The 20,439-nt window shown below is 71.4% G+C and carries 19 protein-coding genes and 2 rRNA genes; 16 read left to right on the top strand and 5 right to left on the bottom strand.

Going from position 1 to position 20,439, the window contains the following annotated elements:
• From EHO50_RS41010 to EHO50_RS44355, 4 genes are all read left to right on the top strand, one after another.
• Positions 1-164, top strand: a 23S ribosomal RNA gene (locus tag EHO50_RS41010); the annotation flags it as partial.
• Between the two features lie 106 nt (positions 165-270).
• Positions 271-387 (top strand): 5S ribosomal RNA (gene rrf, locus EHO50_RS41005).
• A gap of 207 nt (positions 388-594) precedes the next feature.
• Complete coding sequence (locus tag EHO50_RS41000; protein WP_164905090.1) at positions 595-1,353, top strand: hypothetical protein; 759 nt, start codon at positions 595-597, stop codon at positions 1,351-1,353.
• Entirely contained in the window at positions 1,290-2,066 is a 777-nt protein-coding gene (locus EHO50_RS44355; RefSeq protein WP_164905094.1) for a tetratricopeptide repeat protein, read from the top strand. The genes EHO50_RS41000 and EHO50_RS44355 overlap by 64 nt, the downstream gene beginning before the upstream one ends.
• Positions 2,067-2,120: 54 nt before the next feature.
• On the opposite strand, the gene EHO50_RS40995 is transcribed toward EHO50_RS44355, so the two are convergent.
• The gene (locus EHO50_RS40995) at positions 2,121-3,413 is read right to left on the bottom strand and encodes a DUF1015 domain-containing protein (protein WP_128436947.1); all 1,293 of its coding nucleotides are present in this window, start codon (positions 3,411-3,413) and stop codon (positions 2,121-2,123) included.
• 71 nt (positions 3,414-3,484) lie between these two features.
• Between EHO50_RS40995 and EHO50_RS40990 the strand changes: the two genes are divergently transcribed.
• The 4 genes from EHO50_RS40990 to EHO50_RS40975 all read left to right on the top strand — a co-directional run bounded on the left by EHO50_RS40990 (position 3,485) and on the right by EHO50_RS40975 (position 7,682).
• A complete protein-coding gene (locus tag EHO50_RS40990; RefSeq protein ID WP_128436946.1) occupies positions 3,485-4,513 on the top strand; it encodes an HAD hydrolase-like protein in 1,029 nt (342 codons plus the stop codon).
• Between the two features lie 84 nt (positions 4,514-4,597).
• Positions 4,598-5,641 carry a FecCD family ABC transporter permease gene (locus tag EHO50_RS40985; protein WP_128436945.1) on the top strand — a complete coding sequence of 348 codons (1,044 nt, stop codon included), beginning with the start codon at positions 4,598-4,600 and terminating at the stop codon, positions 5,639-5,641.
• Positions 5,642-5,748: 107 nt separating this feature from the next.
• On the top strand, positions 5,749-6,768 hold the full coding sequence (locus tag EHO50_RS40980) for a FecCD family ABC transporter permease (RefSeq protein WP_128436958.1): 1,020 nt from the start codon (positions 5,749-5,751) through the stop codon (positions 6,766-6,768).
• The gene (locus EHO50_RS40975) at positions 6,765-7,682 is read left to right on the top strand and encodes an ABC transporter ATP-binding protein (RefSeq protein WP_128436944.1); all 918 of its coding nucleotides are present in this window, start codon (positions 6,765-6,767) and stop codon (positions 7,680-7,682) included. The genes EHO50_RS40980 and EHO50_RS40975 overlap by 4 nt, the downstream gene beginning before the upstream one ends.
• Here the strand turns inward: EHO50_RS40975 and EHO50_RS40970 are convergent.
• Positions 7,666-8,013 (bottom strand): sterol-binding protein, encoded by a 348-nt coding sequence (locus tag EHO50_RS40970; protein ID WP_128436943.1) that lies wholly within the window; start codon positions 8,011-8,013, stop codon positions 7,666-7,668. The two genes, EHO50_RS40975 and EHO50_RS40970, sit on opposite strands and share 17 nt — an antisense overlap.
• A 42-nt stretch (positions 8,014-8,055) precedes the next feature.
• Here EHO50_RS40970 and EHO50_RS40965 point away from each other — a divergent pair, with 42 nt between their 5' ends.
• The 4 genes from EHO50_RS40965 to recN all read left to right on the top strand — a co-directional run bounded on the left by EHO50_RS40965 (position 8,056) and on the right by recN (position 12,076).
• The gene (locus EHO50_RS40965) at positions 8,056-8,421 is read left to right on the top strand and encodes a hypothetical protein (RefSeq protein ID WP_128436942.1); all 366 of its coding nucleotides are present in this window, start codon (positions 8,056-8,058) and stop codon (positions 8,419-8,421) included.
• Positions 8,422-8,428: 7 nt separating this feature from the next.
• Positions 8,429-9,244 (top strand): TlyA family RNA methyltransferase, encoded by an 816-nt coding sequence (locus tag EHO50_RS40960; RefSeq protein WP_128436941.1) that lies wholly within the window; start codon positions 8,429-8,431, stop codon positions 9,242-9,244.
• The gene (locus tag EHO50_RS40955) at positions 9,241-10,146 is read left to right on the top strand and encodes an NAD kinase (RefSeq protein WP_128436940.1); all 906 of its coding nucleotides are present in this window, start codon (positions 9,241-9,243) and stop codon (positions 10,144-10,146) included. Before EHO50_RS40960 ends, EHO50_RS40955 begins: the two co-directional genes overlap by 4 nt.
• Before the next feature lie 211 nt (positions 10,147-10,357).
• A complete protein-coding gene (gene recN, locus EHO50_RS40950; protein ID WP_128436957.1) occupies positions 10,358-12,076 on the top strand; it encodes a DNA repair protein RecN in 1,719 nt (572 codons plus the stop codon).
• Between the two features lie 62 nt (positions 12,077-12,138).
• Here the strand turns inward: recN and EHO50_RS45740 are convergent, their stop codons facing one another.
• The gene (locus EHO50_RS45740; RefSeq protein WP_281288313.1) at positions 12,139-12,261 is read right to left on the bottom strand and encodes a hypothetical protein; all 123 of its coding nucleotides are present in this window, start codon (positions 12,259-12,261) and stop codon (positions 12,139-12,141) included.
• A gap of 88 nt (positions 12,262-12,349) precedes the next feature.
• Between EHO50_RS45740 and EHO50_RS44350 the strand changes: the two genes are divergently transcribed.
• The gene (locus EHO50_RS44350) at positions 12,350-13,348 is read left to right on the top strand and encodes a hypothetical protein (RefSeq protein WP_164905089.1); all 999 of its coding nucleotides are present in this window, start codon (positions 12,350-12,352) and stop codon (positions 13,346-13,348) included.
• Positions 13,349-13,448: 100 nt separating this feature from the next.
• A complete protein-coding gene (locus EHO50_RS40940; RefSeq protein WP_128436939.1) occupies positions 13,449-14,585 on the top strand; it encodes a glycosyltransferase family 4 protein in 1,137 nt (378 codons plus the stop codon).
• A 38-nt stretch (positions 14,586-14,623) separates the two neighbouring features.
• Here EHO50_RS40940 and EHO50_RS40935 read toward each other — a convergent pair whose 3' ends face one another.
• Positions 14,624-16,300: a PucR family transcriptional regulator gene (locus EHO50_RS40935; RefSeq protein ID WP_425472364.1), complete on the bottom strand. Its 1,677-nt coding sequence runs from the start codon at positions 16,298-16,300 to the stop codon at positions 14,624-14,626.
• 221 nt (positions 16,301-16,521) lie between these two features.
• On the opposite strand from EHO50_RS40935, the gene EHO50_RS40930 reads away from it, so the two are divergent.
• Positions 16,522-18,039 carry an APC family permease gene (locus EHO50_RS40930; protein ID WP_128436938.1) on the top strand — a complete coding sequence of 506 codons (1,518 nt, stop codon included), beginning with the start codon at positions 16,522-16,524 and terminating at the stop codon, positions 18,037-18,039.
• 10 nt (positions 18,040-18,049) lie between these two features.
• Positions 18,050-19,012 (top strand): LLM class F420-dependent oxidoreductase, encoded by a 963-nt coding sequence (locus EHO50_RS40925; RefSeq protein WP_128436937.1) that lies wholly within the window; start codon positions 18,050-18,052, stop codon positions 19,010-19,012.
• A gap of 29 nt (positions 19,013-19,041) precedes the next feature.
• On the opposite strand, the gene EHO50_RS40920 is transcribed toward EHO50_RS40925, so the two are convergent.
• A complete protein-coding gene (locus tag EHO50_RS40920; protein WP_128436936.1) occupies positions 19,042-20,424 on the bottom strand; it encodes an FAD-binding oxidoreductase in 1,383 nt (460 codons plus the stop codon).
• Between the last annotated feature and the right edge of the window lie 15 nt (positions 20,425-20,439).

Below are 20,439 nucleotides of genomic sequence, written 5' to 3'. Positions count from 1 at the left end.
GATAACCGCTGAAAGCATCTAAGCGGGAAGCCTGCTTCGAGATGAGGACTCCCACCCACTTGATGGGGTAAGGCTCCCAGTAGACGACTGGGTTGATAGGCCGGATCTGGAAGCACGGTAACGTGTGAAGGTGACCGGTACTAATAGGCCGAGGGCTTGTCCTCAGTTGCTCGCGTCCACTGTGTTAGTTCTGAGGCAACGACCGTTGCCGGTTTTTTGAGTAGAACAGACAACAGAAGAGTGTGCTTGTTCGCTCGAAACCATTAGGGTTTCGGTGGTTATAGCGTGAGGGAAACGCCCGGTTACATTCCGAACCCGGAAGCTAAGCCTTACAGCGCCGATGGTACTGCAGGGGGGACCCTGTGGGAGAGTAGGACGCCGCCGAACAATCTTTGGAGGACCTCTGGTCCCAGCGTCAAGCTGGGACCAGAGGTCCTTTTTTGTTTTTCCGGAGCGCGCCGGGTAGCCGGCTGCGCGAGAATGACTTGCGGTACCGAAGACAGGAGTCACCGATGTCCACCAACTCTCCCGACGATCGACCGGAGCGCGACCAGCGGCGACGGGACAGTGGTGACCGCGGCGACCGTGGAGACCGTGGCGGTTTCCGCGGAGGCCGCGGTGGCCAGGGTGACCGCGGTGACCGTGGCGGTTTCCGTCGGGACGACCGGCGCGATGACAACCGCGGTGGTTCGGATCGCGGTGGCCATGGCCGCCGCGAGGACAACCGCGGCGGACACGGTCGGCGTGACGACCGCCCGCGTGACGACCGTGGTGACCGTGGCGGTTTCCGTCGGGACGACCGTCGGGACGACAACCGGGGCGGTGGGTACGGCCGGCGTGACGATCGTCGTGAAGGCGACCGTGGCCCCCGTCCGGCATTCCAGCGAGACGACCGTGACCGGGGCTTCCGTAGTGACGATCGGGACCGCGGCTTCCGTCGGGACGATCGTGGGGACCGCGGAGGCGAGCGTCCGCCGTTCCGTCGTGACGACCGTGGAGACCGTGGGGACCGGCCCTCGTTCCGTCGTGACGACCGAGGGGAGCGCCCGCCCTTCCGTCGTGACGACCGTGGGGAGCGCCGAGACGGCGACCGTGGTGGCTTCCGTCGGGACGACAGCCGGGGCGAGCGCGGGGGGTTCCGTGGCCGTGACGACCGTGGCGGACGCGGCGGCCCTCGTCGTGACGATCGTGGCGGCCGTCCCGGAGGCTTCCGGGGGCGCGACGACCGGCGCGGCGGTGACAGCCGATTCCGTGACGACCGGGATCGGGACCGCGAGCCGATCAAGCGGCTGCCGATCCCGGAGGACGTCACGGGCGACGAGATCGATCAGGACGTACGACAGGAGCTGTTGAGCCTGCCGAAGACGCTCGCGGAGGACGTCGCCAAGAACCTGGTGATGGTGGCGCGGCTCATCGATGAGGACCCCGAGGGCGCTTACGGCTACTCCAGGGTGGCCCTGCGGCTGGCGTCGCGTGTCGCGGCCGTACGTGAGGCGGCCGGGTTCGCGGCGTACGCGAATCAGAAGTACGCCGAAGCGCTCGCCGAGTTCCGGGCGGCGCGGCGGATGACCGGGACCGTCGACCTGTGGCCGCTCATGGCCGACTGCGAGCGTGGGCTCGGGCGGCCGGAGAAGGCGCTGGACATGGCCGGGGCGCCCGAGGTGCACAAGCTGGACAAGGCCGGGCAGGTCGAGATGCGGCTCGTCGCGGCCGGCGCCCGGCGTGACCTGGGGCAGCTGGACGCGGCCATCGTGACGCTGCAGAGCCCCGAGCTCGCCTCCAACGCCGTACAGCCGTGGACCGCGCGGCTGCGGTACGCGTATGCCGACGCGCTGCTCGCGGCCGGGCGGCAGGGTGAGGCGCGGGAGTGGTTCGCCAAGGCCGTCGAGGCCGACAAGGACGGCAGCACCGATGCCTCCGACCGGCTCGCCGAGCTGGACGGTGTCGAGTTCGTCGACGCCTTCGACGAGAGCGAGGGCGAGAACGACGGGGAAAGCGAGAGCGAGACCGAGGGCCACGGCGGTCAGCAGGCTCCGGGCGGGCCCGATGAGGGCCGCGAGGAGTGAGCGGCGCGTGAAGTGAAGGGCGGGATCCCGGGCTGGGGTCCCGCCCTTCGGCGTTCAGAGGTCCAGGGCGCGCAGGACCAGGCCCGAGGCCGGTTTCGGGCCGAAGGACGTCGACTTGCGGGGCATGGTGACGCCCTGGCGGGCGAGTTCGCGTACGACGTCCTCGCGGACGGGGTGCATGAGGACGGCCGTACCGCCGTCGCGTTCCGCCTTCTCGACGGTGGCGGCGGTGTCGTGGATGTAGGCGATGCGGGTGGGGTCGTCCTCGGGGATGTGCCAGATCTCGGCCAGGAGCGTGGCGTGCAGGACCGTTGCGTCCAGGGTGCGCCAGGCGGCCGGGCGGTCGGTGGGGACCGTGCGGGCCAGGAGGGCCGGCTCCGGGTGGTCGACGAGGTGGAAGGCGCCGTCTCCGGCGAGGAGGAAGGCGTTGCCTGCGCAGGCCGCGTCGGCCAAAGCCTCCAGGGCCCCGGACAGGGGGACTTCGAGGCGGCGTACGCGGAACAGGCCGTCGAGGGCGGCGAGGGCGTCCGGCACCGGCAGGCCTAGCAGGAGACGGTGGATGGCGCGGACGCGGAGGGGGTAGCGGGCCGTGTCCACGAGGAGGACCAGGCCGTAGTCCCAGGGGCTGGGGGAGGGGTGCTCCGCGCGTAGCCGGCGGTACGTCGCCCAGCGGTGGTGGCCGTCGGCGATCAGGGCCTGGTGGCGGGCCAGGTCGGACTGGATGCGGGCCAGGTCCGTGGGGTCGGTGATCGACCACAGGCGGTGGCTGAAGCCGTCCTCCGTGGTGGTCGAGAAGAGCGGCGGGCGCTCCACCGTGTGCTCGATGACGGCCGTCGCGTCGGCCGCCGTGCCGTTGCCGCGGTACGTCAGCAGCAGGGGCTCGAGGTTGGCGGAGGTGGCGCGCATCAGGGCCGCTCGGTCGGCGACGACGTGTGGCATGACGTCCTCGTGCGGCAGGACCAGGCCCTCCGACGGCTCGGTGACACGCAGGGCGCCGATGATGCCGCGCTGCAGCATGCCGTCGCCGTCGTGCTGTTCGTAGACGTACAGGCCGGGCTCGGGGTCGGCCGTCAGTACGCCCTCGGACAGCCAGCGGCGCAGGGTCTTGGCCGCCTGCTCGTTGCGGGCGCCGGCGGTGTCGGCCTGGGGGAGGATCAGGCGGACGATGTTGTGCGGATCCGAGTCCTGGAGGTGGTGCAGGCCGTCGGGGCGGACGACGACGTCGTACGGAGGAGATGTCACGGCGGCAAGGCTGCCGACCCGGTCGGGGTCGTAGCGAAGACCTCGGAACGGGGTGAGTTCGAGGCCTCGGCGCGCCGTTGCTTCCGGGTGACCTGCTGTGTTCATCCCGGCATCGTACGGGTGTCAGTGGCATGGGGGATGATCGGGGAAAGCCGTCGAACGAGGAGCGATGCGGAATGAGCCAGAGCGTCAGGACGAGGCCCGAGGGCAGTGGCCAGGCCCTGAGCGAGGCGTACGACACGGCGCTGCTCGACCTCGACGGAGTGGTGTACGCCGGGGGGCATGCGATCGTGCATGCCGTCGAGTCGCTCGCCACGGCCCGTGCGGGCGGGATGCATCTCGCGTACGTCACGAACAACGCCCTGCGGACGCCGGACACTGTGGCCGCGCATCTGACGGAGCTGGGGATACCCACGGGTGCGGGCGACGTCATCACCTCCGCGCAGGCGGTCGCGCGGCTGATCAGTGAGCAGGTGCCGGCGGGCGCCCGGGTGCTGGTGATCGGCGGGGAGGGGCTGCGGGTGGCGCTGCGGGAGCGCGGGCTGGAGCCGGTGGAGTCGGCGGACGACGATCCGGCGGCGGTCGTGCAGGGGTACGGCGGGCCCGAGTTGCCGTGGGGGCGGTTCGCGGAGGCCTCTTACGCCGTCGCGCGCGGGGTGCCCTGGTTCGCGTCCAACACCGACCTGACGATTCCGAGCGGGCGTGGGATCGCGCCGGGCAACGGGGCGGCGGTGGCAGTCGTACGGATAGCCACCGGCGCCGAGCCGCAGGTGGCGGGCAAGCCGCTGCCTCCGATGCACCGGGAGACCATCCTGCGGACGGGTGCCGAGCGGCCGCTGGTGGTCGGGGACCGGCTGGACACGGACATCGAGGGCGCTTTCAACGGGGGCGTCGACTCGCTGCTCGTCCTGACCGGGGTGACCGACGGCGCGCAGTTGCTCGCCGCGCCGCCGCAGCACCGGCCGACCTATGTCGATGCGGATCTGCGGGGGTTGCTCACCGGGCAGCCGGAGGTCGTGGCGGACGGGGGCGGCTTCCGGTGTGGTGGCTGGACGGCCACCGCCGGAGTGGAGCGGCTGGAACTCGACGGTGACGGTGCGGGCTTGGACGGGCTGCGGGCGTTGTGCGCGGCCGCCTGGACGGCGGCTGGTGAGGGTGTGTGCGAGCTGGAAGCGGGGAAGGCGTTGGCGCGGCTGGGGTTGTGAGCCGGCGTACGGCTTCGGGGTGCGGGCGGGCGCGGGCACGCAGCGGGATCGTGGCTGAATAGCAGGGTAGGCTAACCTAACTGCGTGTTGGTCGACAGTCCTCCCGAACAGCGCGCGGACTCCGTGTCCGCGCCGCCAACCCGACGGGCGCTGCGTGCCGTTGGGCTGCTCGTCTCCGTCCTGATTCTGGTGGTCGTCGCGATGGCGAGCATCGCGATCGGGGCGAAACAGCTGTCCATGGGGGAGGTCTGGCACGGCTTGTTCGAGAGCTCGGGGACCTACGGCGACGTCGTGGTCGGCGACCGGATCTCGCGCACCGTGCTCGGACTGCTCGCCGGCGCCGCCCTCGGTCTCGCCGGTGCCGTGCTCCAGGCGCTCACCCGTAACCCGCTCGCCGATCCCGGTCTGCTCGGCATCAATGCGGGCGCGTCCGCCGCGGTCGTCACCGCCATCACCTTCTTCGGCGTCACGAGCCTGAGCGGCTACGTCTGGTTCGCCTTCCTCGGCGCGGCCGCGGTCGGGGCCATGGTCTGGTTCCTCGGCGGCAGCCGGGGTGCCACGCCGGTGCGGCTCGCGCTCGCCGGTACGGCGATCAGCGCCGCGCTCTACGGCTATCTCCAGGCCGTGATGATCATGGACAACGCGGCGCTCAACAAGATGCGCTTCTGGACGGTCGGTTCGCTGACCTCGGCGACGGACTCGACCATCAAGCAGGTGCTGCCGTTCCTCGTCGTCGGCATGGTGCTCGCGCTCGCGCTCGCCCGGCCGCTGAACGCCATGGAGATGGGCGACGACACCGCCAAGGCCCTCGGCGCCAACCTGAACCGCACCCGGGTGCTGTCGATGCTCGCCGCGACCGTGCTGTGCGGGGCCGCGACCGCCGCCTGCGGGCCGATCGTGTTCGTCGGCCTGATGGTGCCGCACGTCGTACGGTCCTTCACCGGCCCCGACCTGCGCTGGATCCTGCCGTACGCGGCCGTCCTGTCGCCCGTGCTGCTGCTCGGCGCCGACGTCCTCGGCCGGATCGTGGCCCGGCCCTCGGAGCTTCAGGTCGGCATCGTCACCGCGATCCTCGGCGGACCGGTCTTCATCTTTCTCGTACGACGGCGGAGGACGGCCCAGCTGTGAAGACCGCAGTGAAGAGCGACGCGAAGAGCGCATCGAAGAACGCGTCGAAGAACGCAGCGAAGAGCGAAGCGAAGTCCGCAGGGCGCACCGGCCGTTCCAACCGTGCCGTGCGGACACCGGGCGGGCTCTCCGTCCGGCTGGACGTCCGGGCGCTGACCGTCGTCATCCTGTTGCTGCTCGCCGCGCTCGCCGCGAGCGTCGTGCTGATCGGCACCGGAGACTTCCCGATCTCGGCGGGCGACGTACTCAAGACGCTGGCCGGCGACGGCAACGCGGGGCAGGAGTTCATCGTCAACGAGCTGCGGCTGCCCAGGGTCCTGGTCGGGCTCCTGGTCGGTGCCTCGCTCGGCCTCGGTGGTGCGCTGTTCCAGGCGCTGTCCCGCAACCCGCTGGGCAGCCCGGACATCCTCGGTCTCGGGCAGGGAGCCACGGCCGGGGCGCTCGTGGTGATCGTCCTGCTCTCCGGGAGCGCCACGCAGGTCACCGTCGGCGCTCTGGCGGGCGGACTCGCGACCGGGCTCGCCATCTATCTGCTCGCCTGGAAGCGGGGCGTGCACGGTTATCGACTGGTGCTGGTCGGTATCGGCATGTCCGCGATCATGACGGCGGTCAACGGCTATCTGCTGACCAAGGCCGACCTCGTCGACGCGGCCCGCGCGGTCGTATGGATGACCGGCTCCCTCAGCGGCCGTGACTGGGCCCAGGTCTGGCCGCTGCTCGCGCTGTGCGCCGTCCTCGTACCGCTCGTCCTCGCCAATGCGCGCGGGCTGCGGATGATGGAGATGGGCGACGATGTGTCGTACGCCCTGGGAGTGCGCGTCGAACGCGTACGGCTGCTGCTGATGCTGGCCGCCGTGCTGCTCACCGCGGCCGCCACCGCCGCCGCCGGTCCCGTCAGCTTCGTGGCGCTCACCGCCCCGCAGCTCGCCCGGCGCCTGACCCGCTCGCCCGGGCCGAACCTGCTGCCCTCCCTGTGCATGGGCGCTGCCCTCCTCGTCACCGCCGACTGGATCTCCCAGCGGGTCTTCGGCGCCGACCAGATGCCCGTGGGCGTGGTCACCGGAGTGCTGGGCGGCGTGTACCTGCTCTGGCTGCTGGTCACCGAGCGCAAGGCGGGCCGGATATGAGCGCCGGCAGCAGCATCGGCAGCGAGAGCCTCAGCAGAGAGAGTCTCAACAGCGGGCCGAACAACGGGCTGAAGAACCGAAGGAGCATTGTGAACCGCCTGTCCGCCGACAACGTCACCCTCGCCTACGACCAGCGGGTCATCGCCGAGCAGCTGTCGGTGGAGATACCCGACAACTCCTTCACGGTGATCGTCGGCCCGAACGCATGCGGCAAGTCCACGCTGCTGCGGGCGCTGTCGCGGATGCTCAAGCCCAGCCAGGGCCGGGTGCTGCTGGACGGGCAGATCATCCAGTCGATGCCGGCGAAGAAGGTCGCACGCACGCTGGGTCTGCTGCCGCAGTCCTCGATCGCGCCCGACGGGATCACCGTCGCCGACCTGGTGGGCCGCGGCCGCTACCCGCACCAGGGGATCCTGCGCCAGTGGTCGACCGAGGACGAGCGGGTCGTACAGGAGTCGATGGAGCAGACCGGGGTCGCCGAACTCGCGGATCGCTATGTCGACGAACTGTCCGGCGGCCAGCGCCAGCGCGTGTGGATCGCCATGGCACTCGCCCAGCAGACGCCGCTGCTGCTGCTCGACGAGCCGACGACCTACCTCGACATCCAGCACCAGATCGACGTCCTCGACCTGTGCGCCCAGCTGCACGAGGAGCAGGGGCGCACGCTGGTCGCCGTGCTGCACGACCTCAACCACGCCGCCCGGTACGCGACCCACCTCATCGCCCTGCGCGGCGGGAAGATCATCGCTGAGGGCGCGCCGAACGACATCGTCACGGCCGAGCTGGTCGAGGAGGTCTTCGGGCTGCGGTGCCAGGTCATCGACGACCCCGAGACCGGGACGCCGTTGGTGGTGCCGGCGGCGCGGAAGGCGCGGGAGCAGGTCAAGAAGGTCGTGGCTACAGAAGCTTCCTGAGGAGCAGCAGGTCGCGCACGCCCGCGTGCAGCTTCAGCCGGCCCGAGCCCCAGGCCTTGGCGAAGTTCAGCTCGCCGCCGACCAGGGCGACCAGGTCGTCGCCGGTCATGATCAGTCTGATCTGCGCCTTCTCTCGGGGTGGGCCCTGGAGAGTCTCATGGACGTGGATCCGGCTCCCCGCCATGCGGCCGGCGAACGTGACGTCCAGGTCGGTGATGTGGCAGCTCACCGAGCGGTCCAGGGCCGCGGCCGTGCGGACGTCCCCTTCGGCACGCTGCATGTTGTCCGAGAGCTTTTCGAGTGCGGCGCGGCACTCCTCAATCGTGGCCATCGCGATCGACGGTACCCCAGCGGTTCGGGGTAGCGTCTGGGCATGAGCGACACGGTTCCGGAGACGGAGTTCCCGGAGGAGGAGGCCACAGCGGACGTGGCCGAGGTCGAGGTGGCCACAGCGGACGGGGTCGTGGCCGAGGTGGCCGCAGCTGATGTGGCCGGGCTCGCGGTCGAACCCGAGTACGACCCCGCCGCCCCCGCCCCGCTGAACGTCCCCCGCACCCCCACCGGCAACGCCGACGTCGACGCCCAGCTGGAGCGGCTCGGTGATGCCGACCACCTCGCCACGGACGGGCACCTCGAGGTGTACGAGGATGTACATCGGGGGCTGCGCGACGCGCTCACCGCGCTCGACGCCCGCCCGGGACCTCCGGCGCCCCCGTCGATGCCTGGGATGAGGAGCTGAACCGAACGTGGCAGGAGTCGCACGCCGCCGTCTTGACGCGGAGCTGGTCCGCCGGAAGCTGGCGCGCTCGCGCGAGCACGCCAGCCAGCTGATCGCCGCCGGGCGGGTCTCCGTAGGCAAGACCGTCGCGACCAAGCCGGCCACTCAGGTGGAGACCGCGGCGGCGATCGTCGTCGCGACCGACGGCAGCGATCCCGAGTACGTGTCCCGGGGCGGGCACAAGCTCGCGGGCGCGCTGGAGGCCTTCGTGCCCCAGGGGCTCGTGGTGGAAGGGCGCCGGGCGCTGGACGCCGGCGCGTCCACCGGGGGTTTCACCGACGTCCTGCTGCGGTCGGGGGCCGCCCATGTGGTCGCCGTCGACGTCGGATACGGACAACTCGCCTGGACTCTCCAGAGTGATGAACGCGTCACCGTCAAGGACCGTACGAACGTACGCGAGTTGACGCTCGAAGCGATCGATGGGGAGCCAGTGGATCTTGTCGTGGGGGATCTGTCCTTCATCCCGCTCGGACTGGTGCTGCCCGCCCTGGTGCGGTGCGTGAAGCCGGACGCGGACCTGGTGATGATGGTCAAGCCACAGTTCGAGGTGGGGAAGGAACGGCTGGGGAGCGGCGGGGTCGTCCGAAGCTCTCAGCTGCGGGCCGAGGCCGTGCGCGGCGTGGCCGAGAAGGCGTGGGAACTCGGGCTCGGGGTGAAGGGGGTCACGGCCAGTCCGTTGCCCGGACCCTCCGGGAATGTCGAGTATTTTCTGTGGCTGCGTGCCGGGGCGCCCGCCCTGGACCCGGCCGACGTTGACCGTGCAGTTGCGGAGGGGCCGCGTTGACACAGAACCGAGCTCGTACTGTCTTTCTGCTCGCCCACACGGGGCGGCCCGCGGCCATTCGCAGCGCCGAGCTGGTGGTCAAGGGACTGCTGCGGTCGGGGATCGGCGTGCGGGTGCTGGAGGCTGAGGCGGAGGATCTGCCGCTGCCGGACGAGGTGGAGCTCGTCAAGGAGGCGACCGCGCAGTGCCTCGACGGGTGCGAGCTGCTGATAGTGCTGGGCGGCGACGGGACGCTGCTGCGGGGCGCCGAGTTCGCGCGGGCGTCCGGCGTGCCGATGCTGGGCGTCAACCTCGGGCGCGTCGGGTTCCTCGCGGAGGCCGAGCGGGACGATCTCGACAAGGTTGTCGACCGGGTGGTGACCAAGGCGTACGAGGTCGAGGAGCGGATGACCGTCGACGTCGTCGTGCATCAGAACGGCGACATCGTGCACACGGACTGGGCGCTCAATGAGGCGGCCGTGCAGAAGGCCGGTGCCGAGAAGCTGCTCGAGGTCGTGCTGGAGATCGACGGGCGGCCGGTTACCGGGTTCGGGTGCGACGGGATCGTGCTGTCGACTCCTACCGGGTCGACGGCGTATGCCTTCTCCGCCGGTGGGCCTGTGGTGTGGCCCGAGGTTGAGGCGCTGTTGATGGTGCCGATCAGTGCGCATGCGCTGTTTGCGAAGCCGTTGGTCACTTCGCCGGATTCGGTGCTTGCGGTGGAGGTTCTGCCGCATATCCCGCCGGGGGTTTTGTGGTGTGACGGGCGGCGCACTGTTGAGTTGCCGCCGGGGGCGCGGGTCGAGGTGCGGCGGGGGGCTGTGCCGGTGCGGCTGGCTCGGCTGCATCATGCTTCGTTCACGGATCGGTTGGTTGCGAAGTTTGCGTTGCCGGTTTCCGGGTGGCGGGGGGCGCCTCACTAGCCGGCTGTGGGGGGTTGTGCGGGAGCGCGGGCGGCTGCGGGTGGTTCGTGGTTGCTCGCGCAGTTCCCCGCGCCCCTTGGGCCGGACCACTCACCCGAGTGACAATGTGCGGTCGGTACACATTCGTCACCTGGACCTTCACATGACTGAGGCTGGGGGCCGTCGCACTCTGCGCCCCCGACCTCGTAAGGTCGTGTCCGTGTTGGAGGAGATGCGGATACGGTCGCTCGGAGTCATCGACGACGCAGTCGTCGAGCTGTCGCCGGGATTCACCGCTGTCACGGGTGAGACGGGTGCAGGCAAGACCATGGTGGTCACCAGCCTGGGGCTGTTGCTCGGTGGGCGGGCGGACCCGGCGCTCGTGCGGATCGGGGCCGAGAAGGCGGTAGTCGAGGGGCGGATCGCCGTGCCTTCGGGCGCGCCGGTCGTCGTACGGGTCGAGGAGGCCGGGGCCGAGCTCGACGACGGGGCGTTGCTGATCAGCCGTACCGTTTCCGCCGAGGGGCGGTCGCGGGCGCATCTCGGTGGGCGCAGTGTGCCCGTGGGGATGCTGGCCGAGCTCGCCGACGAGCTGGTGGCCGTGCATGGGCAGACCGATCAGCAGGGGTTGCTGAAGCTGGCCCGGCAGCGGCAGGCGCTCGACCGGTACGCGGGGGATTCCGTCGCCGTGCCGCTCGCCAAGTACACCGAGGCCTATCGGCGGCTGCGAGCCGTCTCCGTGGAGCTCGACGAGATCGTCACGCGCGCGCGTGAGCGGGCTCAGGAAGCAGACATGCTGCGGTTCGGGCTCGACGAGATCGCGGGTGTCGAGCCGCGGGCCGGTGAGGACGTGGAGCTCGCGGAGGAGGCCGAGCGGCTGGGGCACGCGGAGGCGCTGTCGTCGGCCGCCACGGTCGCTCACGCCGCGCTCGCCGGTAACCCGGAGGATCCCGAGGGCATCGACGCGACGACGCTTGTCGCCGGTGCACAGCGGGCCCTGGACGCCGTGCGGTCGCACGATCCGGCGCTGGCGGCGCTCGCCGACCGGATCGGGGAGATCGGGATCCTGCTGGGTGATGTCGCCGGGGAGTTGGCCGGGTACGCCGATGACCTGGACGCGGATCCCTTGCGGCTCGCGGCCGTCGAGGAGCGGCGGGCCGCGCTGAACGCGCTCACGCGGAAGTACGGCGAGAACGTCGCCTCCGTGCTCGCCTGGGCCGAGGAGAGCGCGGCGCGGCTGACCGAGCTGGACAGCGACGACGAGCGGATCGAGGAGCTGACCGCCGAGCGGGATGCGCTGCGATCCGAGCTGGGCGGGCTGGCGCAGGCCTTGACCGATGCGCGGACGGACGCCGCCGAGCGGTTCGCCGCCGCCGTGACGGCGGAGCTGGCCTCGCTCGCGATGCCGCACGCGCGCGTGTCCTTCGACATCCGGCAGACCGAGGACCCCGAGGGCGTGGAGGTCGGCGGGCGTGCGGTCGCCTATGGGCCGTCGGGTGTGGACGAGGTCGAGCTGCTGCTCGCTCCGCATCCGGGAGCGCCGCCCCGGCCCATCGCGAAGGGCGCGTCCGGCGGTGAGCTCTCGCGCGTGATGCTCGCCGTCGAGGTCGTGTTCGCGGGGACCGATCCCGTGCCCACGTACCTCTTCGACGAGGTCGACGCCGGCGTCGGCGGCAAGGCGGCCGTGGAGATCGGACGCCGGCTCGCACGGCTGGCGAAGAGCGCGCAGGTCGTCGTGGTCACCCACCTGCCGCAGGTCGCCGCCTTCGCCGACCGGCAGTTGCTCGTCGAGAAGACCAATGACGGGTCGGTCACCCGGTCCGGGGTGAAGGTGCTGGAGGGCGAGGAGCGGGTCCGGGAGCTGTCCCGGATGCTCGCCGGGCAGGAGGACTCCGAGACCGCGCGGGCGCACGCGGAGGAGCTGCTGGCGACGGCTCGGGCGGACGGGTAAGGACGTGTAGCGAGAGAGCACTGCCGGAGCGGGCCGTGCGCCGTCGTGGCGCACGGCCCGTGTCACTCCGGGCGGTTCGTTCTCTGTCTGGCCATGTGGTAGGCCCACGCGTGCGTGGACACCTTCTTCTCCACGGCGAAGTGGCGGCCCGTGGCCTCGTCCAGGACCTGATGGAACTCCTCCATCAACGAGGCCCAGTCGGCGACGTCGAAATCGCTGTCCGTCCAGCCGTAGCGACTTCAGTTCGTGTTTCACGGCGGCGAAGAACGACAGGTGCTCGCGCTCGCCCACGCCGATGCGGACTCCGCGCTCGCGGAGCCGGTCCTTGACTTCCTCCGGCGCGTCGACCCATTTGTCAGGGCTGTCGCGGAGTTCGGCGTAGTCCACCCAGGCCCAGAAGCTCTCGGCGTCGGCGACGTCCGGGGCCTCGGCGTGATGGGCCGGGCACAACAGGGCGAAGTTGCGAACGTCGTTGGAGCCGCCGAGCTGGGTGGGCACCACATGGGCACGCTCCACCGGCGTGCGCCAGCACACCAGGCAACCGGCCTCCTCCAGGCCCAGGTAGTCGGCGATGGCCTTCACACTGGGCCGGGATCTGCGGTCTTGCGGAGTACGCTCACGGGGCTTCACGGGGAGCGCGGAGGGGTCGTAGCCGTAGTCGCTATCGCTACCGTCGTCCGGGTAGCCGATGCGCAGGGCGTCCGGGAGGTCGTCGCGCTGCCTCTTGGGGTTGCGGACATGGAGCAGCGGGGTGCTGATCTCGGTGAGGTACTCGCCCAGGTAGCCCATGGCGAAGTCCTGCATCAACTCGATCGCGTCGTGGTCGTACCCGCCGGCGTCGTTGCGATGGCCCTGGACGTCCAGGTAGAGGTGGCGAGGTGCGCCGGGCGAATGCTTCTGGGCCGCCTGCACGCACTCGAAGATGCGCTGCGCGCTTCGCTCGAAGTTCTCGTACACCTTCATGTCGTGGTAGATCGCAACTGCCTTGCCCACGCGTGGTTTCCGAGTCTGCTGACGCGGCCTCTTCGCCATGTGTCCCCCTGGACTGCCCTGACGGTACGAGAACGCATCGTCGCAGACGGCTCTGACAACGCCCTGATGTCGCGGGGCGACGGCCGCCGAGGCATGCTCCACGTGCGCATGTTCGGCCACACCCCCCACCCCGGCTCACTCGTGCAGGTGACTCGGCCCGCCGCGTTGCCCGGCGTCTGCGCCGCCTTCGGCCTCCCGCCGTTCCCGGAACGCCCGTACGTCCTGGCATCCTTGGCGTAAACACGTCGTATGCGCAGGGATCCTCGCGGTACACCCCCTCCGCCCGATCCTTCTGTACTTTCTTCGTGACCGCCCGACCCGAACCAGGAGCCCCGGCCACGTGACCCCCGTGAGCAGCCACTCACCGCACGGCCAGTCGTCGCTGCGCACCGTGCAGGTGCTGGGCGGCGGCAACGCCGGCAGCAGCGCGCATGTGCGATCGCTGGCCTCGGGGCTGGTCGCGCGGGGCGTGCGGGTCACCGTGTGCGCCCCTGTCGAGGCCGATCGCGCCTACGGCTTCACCGGGGCCGGCGCCGAGCACGTACACGTGCCACGCAGCAGCGATCCCGCCTCCGTGGCCGCCCTGCGGGCCGCGTGCGCCGACGCCGACCTGGTGCACGCGCACGGGCTGCACGCGTCCTTCCGCGCCGTGCTCGCGCTCAGCGGGCGGCGTACTCCGCTCGTCGTCACCTGGCACGACCGGGCGCACGCCGAGGGGGCCCGCGCGCATCTCGTGCGGCTGTTGGAGCGGCGGGTCGTCAAGGCGGCCTCCGTCGTGCTCGGGACCACCTCGGCGCTCGTGGACCGGGCCCGCCGGACCGGTGCGCGGGACGCACGCCTCGCCGCCGTCGCGATGCCCGGGACGCGCAGTGCCGTCGAGCACGACGACCCCGACCGGCTGCGGCCCAAGGTCCGCGCCGAACTCGGGGCCACTGGGCGTCCGTTGCTGATCGCTGTCGGCTCGCTGGAGCGGCATCGCGGGTACGACGTGCTGCTGGACGCCTCGCGCGCGTGGCGGCGGCTCGATCCCGTGCCGTTGGTCGTGATCGCGGGGGAGGGGGAGCTGCGGGCCGCGCTGCAGCGCCGGATCGAGGACGAGGGGCTGCCCGTACGGCTCATCGGGCGGCGCGACGACGTCTCCGAGCTGCTCGCCGCCGCCGACATCGCGTTGCTGCCGAGCAGTTGGGAGTCGCGGTCCGTGCTCGCCCAGGAGGCCCTTCACGCGCGCGTGCCGCTCGTCGCCACCGAGGTCGGCGGCGTCCCGGAGCTCGTCGGCGACGCGGCCGAACTCGTCCCGTACGGCGATCCGGAGGCGCTCGCCGACGCCGTCGTACGGCTGCTCGGCGATCCCGAGCGCCGGGAGCTCCTCAGGGAGCGCGGCGGGCGGCAGGCTGCGACCTGGCCGACCGAGGACGAGACGGTCGCCCAAGTGCTCAGCGTGTACGACGAGTTGACGCAGCCGCAGCCCATGATCTAGACGGCGCAAGCGTCACTACCGGTCTCTCCCTCCCTCCTCTACCCGGCATGCCTTCGCGCCCGCAGCGCCAGGCTCAACGCCAGCACCGTCTGCGGGTCGTCGAGGTCGGTGCCGAGCAACTCGCCGATGCGGGCGAGGCGGTTGTAGAGCGTCTGCCGGTTGAGGTGCAGCTCGCGGGCCGTCTCCGCCTTGCGGCCCGCGTGCGCCAAGTACGTCTCCAGAGTGGGCAGCAGGGGTGGCCGGGAGCGGTTGTCGTGGTCGCGGAGCGGGCCGATCGCACGGTCCACGAAGGCCGCGAGGTCCGGGTGGTCGCGCAGCCGCCACAGCAGCAGGTCGATGTCCAGGCGCCGGGCGTCGTACCAGGGGCGGTCGGACAGGCCCTGCGCCGCCGTCGCCGTCTCCGCCGCGTGTCTGAGGCTCGCCGAGGCCGCCGCCCAGCCGCCCGCGACCCCGACCACCACGACCGGGGGCTGCGCGCCCGGCCGCTGGATCCCGGCCCGCTCGACACCCGCCCGCAACGCCGCCGCGACCCGGTCCGCGACCGCCGACCGCTCCGACTCCGCACGCAGGCCCAGCAGCAGCGGGACGCGACCTTCGACCGGACGTACGCCCAGCAGCACCGGAACTCCCACCGACGCCAGCTCCTCGCCGACCGCGCGCGCCAGTACCGCCCAGCCACCGCCGGGGGACAGCACGTCCCCCAGCCGCATGACGACCGGCAGCAGCGGGCTGTCACCCGGCTTGAAGCCCAGCACGCGCGCCTGTGCCGGGGCGTCCTCGGCGGCGATACGGCCCTCCGCGAGGTCGGTCAGGAAGTCGCCGCGACCGCGTGCCGCCAGCTCCTCCTCCTGGCGTGCCTGCATCAGCACCACGGCCAGGATGCCCGCGGCCCGCTCGGCGGCGATCCGGTGCACCGGCCCGAGAGGGCCCCGTACGGGCAGGAGCGCGAGACGGGCCCGGACCGACCCCGTCCCCGGGCCGCCCCCCGGAACATCCACCAGCACCGACCCGGCGGGCGGCGGCGCGTCCTTGTGCTGCCCGCGCAGCCCCTCCCACACCTGCAACGGATCCGCGCCCTCGGGGCCGGCCCCGGCGGCGTACAGCAGCCGCCCGTCCGTCGTCTCCAGGAAGACCGGGTTGCCGCTGAAGTCCGCCAGGATGCCGAGCACTTGGGGCACACCGCCGCCGCCGAGCAGTGCTTCCGTGCACCGGCGGTGCACCTCCTCCGCCCGTTGCAGCAGCGCGTAGTGGCCGTTGACGATCTCGGTGTGGATCTCCTCGGTGACCGTCACGAAAGGCACCTCGCGGTGCAGCTGGACCAGCGGCAGACCGGCCGTACGTGCCGTGTCGACCAGCGCGGCGGGCAGCCGCGTGAAGCGCGGGCCCAGCTCGACGACGAGGGCCGCGATGCCGCGCTCGGCGAGGGTGCGCACGAACGCGCGCTGGTCGGCCGGACGGGTGCCGAGGCCGTAGCCCGTGGTGAGCAGCAGCTCCCCGCCCTTCAGCAGGGAGGCGATGTGGGGCACCTCACCCGCGTGCACCCAGCGCACGGTCCGCCCCAGCCGGTCGGCGCCCGCGATGACCTCGGGGAGCCCGCTGCGCAGGCCGGGCAGCTCCAGCGCCCGCCGCACGGTGATCCCGGCGCCGTGGGTGCCGAAGCCGCTGTCCATGTCGCCCGTAGCGCTGCCCGCACCACTGCCCGTACCGCTGTCCATGTGCCGGACGCTACCCGCGGTCATGCTTCCACGACATATCCGGACCGTTACGGAGACGATCAACGGCCGCCGGCGCCCGACAAAGCGTCGCGCCCGGCGCCGGATCGCCGGACTCCCTGTCGGTTGTGGCATGCGTCACGGCACCGCCACACTGACGCATCCGAAGCGCAGCGCCACTTCACCTTCGGATTTCGTTGCGAACGCACCTCGAGAGGGACGGAATGACGAAAACACCCGCGCGTGAGGTACCGCGAGAAGTACACCGGCTCAAGGCGAATTCCGTGGGCCTGACGGGCGTCGTCTTCATGGCGGTCGCCACCGCCGCGCCGATCACCGCGATGACCGGGAACCTGCCCATCGCGGTCGGCTTCGGCAACGGCACGGGCGCGCCCGCCGGCTACCTCTTCGCGACGCTCGTGCTGACGGTGTTCTCCGTCGGATACGTCGCCATGGCCCGCCGTATCACCGCCGCCGGCGCCTTCTACGGCTACATCTCCCACGGCCTGGGCCGGATCACCGGCATGGCCTCCGGGATGCTCGCCGTGCTGGCGTACATCGTCTTCGAGGCCTCCATCGTCGGTGTCTTCTCGTACTTCGCGCAGACGACGGTCCACGACCAACTCGGCCTGGATCTCCCGTGGATCCTGTACGCCGCCGCCATGCTGCTCGTCACCGCTGTCCTGGCGTACTTCGACATCAACCTCACCGCGAAGGCCCTCGGGGTGATGCTGGTCGCCGAGATCGCGGTCCTGTTCGTGGTCGCCACGGCCGTGCTGCTGAACGGCGGCGGCCCCGACGGCATCCCCGTCGAGCCCATCAACCCCAAGAACGCCTTCACCGGTGCCTCCGCCGGCCTCGGCCTGTTCTTCGCCTTCTGGTCGTGGGTCGGCTTCGAGTCGACGGCGATGTACGGCGAGGAGTCCCGCGACCCCAAGCGCGTCATCCCGCGCGCGACGCTGATCTCCGTCATCGGCGTCGGGATCTTCTACATCTACGTGTCCTGGATGACCATCGCCGGCAACGGACTCAAGGCCTCCGTCGAGATCTCCTCCGGCACCAGCCCGCTCGACCTGTTCTTCGACCCGGCGCACGCCTACCTCGGCGCCTGGGCGGTCGACGCCTTCCAATGGCTGCTGATCACCGGGTCGTTCGCCTGCGGGATGGCCTTCCACCAGTGCGCGGCCCGCTATCTGTACGCCATCGGCCGCGAGGGCTTCCTGCACCCCGCCCTCGGCCGTACGCACGCCCGGCACGGGTCGCCGCACATCGCCTCCTTCGTGCAGTCGGTCATCGCGGTCGGGCTCGTCGGTGCCTTCTGGCTGACCGGGCAGGACCCGTACATCCACCTGTACACACTGCTGGCGATCCTCGGCACGATGGCGATCCTCATCGTGCAGACCCTGTGCTCCTTCGCGGTCATCGGCTACTTCCGCAGGAACCACCCCGAGGACAGGCACTGGTTCCGCACGCTCACCGCTCCACTGCTCGGCGGGATCGGCATGATCGCGGTCGTGGGGCTGCTGGTGACCAACCTGGACACCGCGGCCGGTACGGCGGCCGACTCGCTGCTCTTCAAGGCCATCCCGTGGATCGTGGGGCTGGTCTTCTTCGGCGGGCTGGGGCTCGGCTGGTATCTGAAGCTCCGGCGGCCGGAGCGCTACGACATCATCGGCCGGATCGTGCTGGAGGACTCGGCCGAGCGGGCGGAAACCCCGGTTGGGGCGCGCTCCGCGGGGTAGCGGCGCCTCCATGGACTTCAGCGTGGTTGCCGTGGCACGGGAGGACGACAGTCCGGTCGAGGAGCCGTTGCGGGTGGCGGTGGTCGCCGATCGGCTCGGGTACCGCGAGGTGTGGGCGGGGGAGGGGCCGACCTGGGACTCCTTCGTCCTTGCCGCGGCGATCGGGCGGGCCACCGAGCGGGTCGCGCTCACGGCAGGTCCGGTGGCGGTGTCGGTGCGCGAGCCGTTCGGCATCGCGCGGGGTGCCGCCTCGGTCGCCGCCGTCACCGGGCGGCCGGTCGGGGTGGCGCTGGGAACGTCCAGCAAGCGGGTGGTCGAGGGCGTGCACGGGGTGCCGCGGACGCGGCCCGCGGCGGCGATGGAGGCCTCGGCGGCAGCCCTGCGTGTCTTCCTGCACGGCAAGCCCGGCGAACCGGTCGTCCCCGGTAGCACCTTCCCACGCCGCCTCCCACCTCCCGGCGGCCCGCTCACCGTGGCGGCGTTCGGCGACCGCGCGATCGCCACGGCTGCCGCGCACGCCGACCGGATGCTGCTCGACCTCGTCTCGCCGGAACAGGTCCGCGTGCTGCGGGCGAAACTCGAAGCGGCCACCGAGCGCGCGGGGCGTACCTCGCCGCCGACCCTGGCCGCCTGGCTGCCCGCCGCCGTCGATCCGGACCCGGCGTCCCTCGCGCAGGTCCTGCGGAGCATCGCCGGATATCTGACGGTGCCGGGCTACAGCGACATGTTCGAGGCGGCCGGCTTCGGGGAGGCGGTCGAGCTGGCCCGTACCGGTGCAGACCCCGCCACGCTGGTCGGGGCACTGCCCGCTGCGGCGGCGGGCATGGTCGGTCTCGTGGGCGACTCGGACGCCGTACGCGCGCGTGTCGAGGAGTACGCCGAGGCAGGGCTCGACGAGATCGCCCTCGTCCCGGCGACGGCCGGTGATCCGGGCGGGGAGCGGACGCTGACGGCATTCAGGCAGGTCTGGTGACCGCATTCAGGCAAGCCTGGTGACGGCGCTCAGGCCGGCCTGATGTTGTGGTTGAAGCGGAAGACGTTGTCCGGGTCGTACCGCCGCTTCAGCTCGGCCAGCCGCCGGGTGTTCTCGGCGCCGAGCCCCGCCACCACACGCTCCGGGCCCTCGTCGCCGATGAAGTTCAGATAGACCGCGCCGGTGCTCCACGGCCGCACGTCCGTGCGCACGTCGCGGACCCACTGCCGGCACCGCTCGTCGTCCGCCGGGTCCTCCCACATGCCGTAGGGGTGCACGGCCCAGGGCGCGTCCCGGTAGGGCACGGGGTACTCGTGCGGTCCTGTGGCGATCGCGCCGCCCTGCGGGAGCAGGGCGTGCTGGGTGCCGGTCGGTACCGGCATGGCCTGTGCGCCGGCGCAGTAGACGTCGACGAAGTCGTCCGGCGCGCCCGTCAGATACTCCGCCGACCAGTAGTGCCGCATACCGGGCGGATCGTCGATCATGCACTGCACGTCGGCGTACGGCATCGCCCCGACGATCTCCGCCTCGTGCGGCAACGCCAGCAGCGGCTCGGCGTACTTGCGCATGTCGTCCTCGGTGCCGGCGTACGTCAGGAGCGCACCGCACACCAGTGAGCCGACCAGGGGCGGCGGTACGAAGTCCTCGGGCGGGCCGGTGAAGTGCAGGATGCCGCCGCCCACCTCGTCGGGGCCGGACTCGATCACGTCGCGGAAGGTGCGGACGGCGTCAGGGGCGGACTCCGGCCGGTACAGCAGCAACGCGATGGAGAAGTCCGGCAGCTCGTGCAGCTTCAGCGTGATCGCGGTGGCGATGCCGAAGTTGCCGCCGCCTCCGTGCAGGGCCCAGAACAGGTCCGGGTTCTCGTCCGCGTTGGCATGGACCCGGCTGCCGTCGGCGGTGACCAGTTCGACGCCGAGCAGATTGTCCACGGCGAGCCCGCACCAGCGGTCCAGCCAGCCGGTGCCGCCGCCGAGGACGAAGCCGCCGACGCCGGTGGTCGAGGCCCGGCCGCCTGTCGTGGCGAGGTCGTACACCTGGGTGGCGCGGTCCAGGTCGCTCATCGTGGCGCCGCCCGCGACCCGTACCGCCTCGGCCCCGGGGTGGACGGTGACCGCGCGCATGTGGCGCAGGTCGACGACCAGGCCGTTGTCGTTCAGCGCCATGCCCGCGACACTGTGCCCGCCGCCACGCACCGCGATGTTCAGATCCAGCTCCCGGGCGAACCGCACGGCCCGCACGACGTCGTCCCCGTCCACGCACTGCGCGATCACCGCGGGCCGCCGGTCGATCATGGTGTTGAAGACGCCCCGGGCGTCGTCGTAACCGAAATCCCCAGGGGCGAACACATCCCCGGCGAGATCCTCACGCAGCGCGTTGAGGGCCGCGCCCGCCTTCGAGTGGGAAGCCATGGCAGCCCCCTTCCG

The sequence above is a fragment of the Streptomyces cyaneus genome, assembly GCF_004028635.1.
Lineage (GTDB): Bacteria > Actinomycetota > Actinomycetes > Streptomycetales > Streptomycetaceae > Streptomyces > Streptomyces cyaneus.
This window is presented reverse-complemented; position numbering and strand designations above follow the sequence as displayed.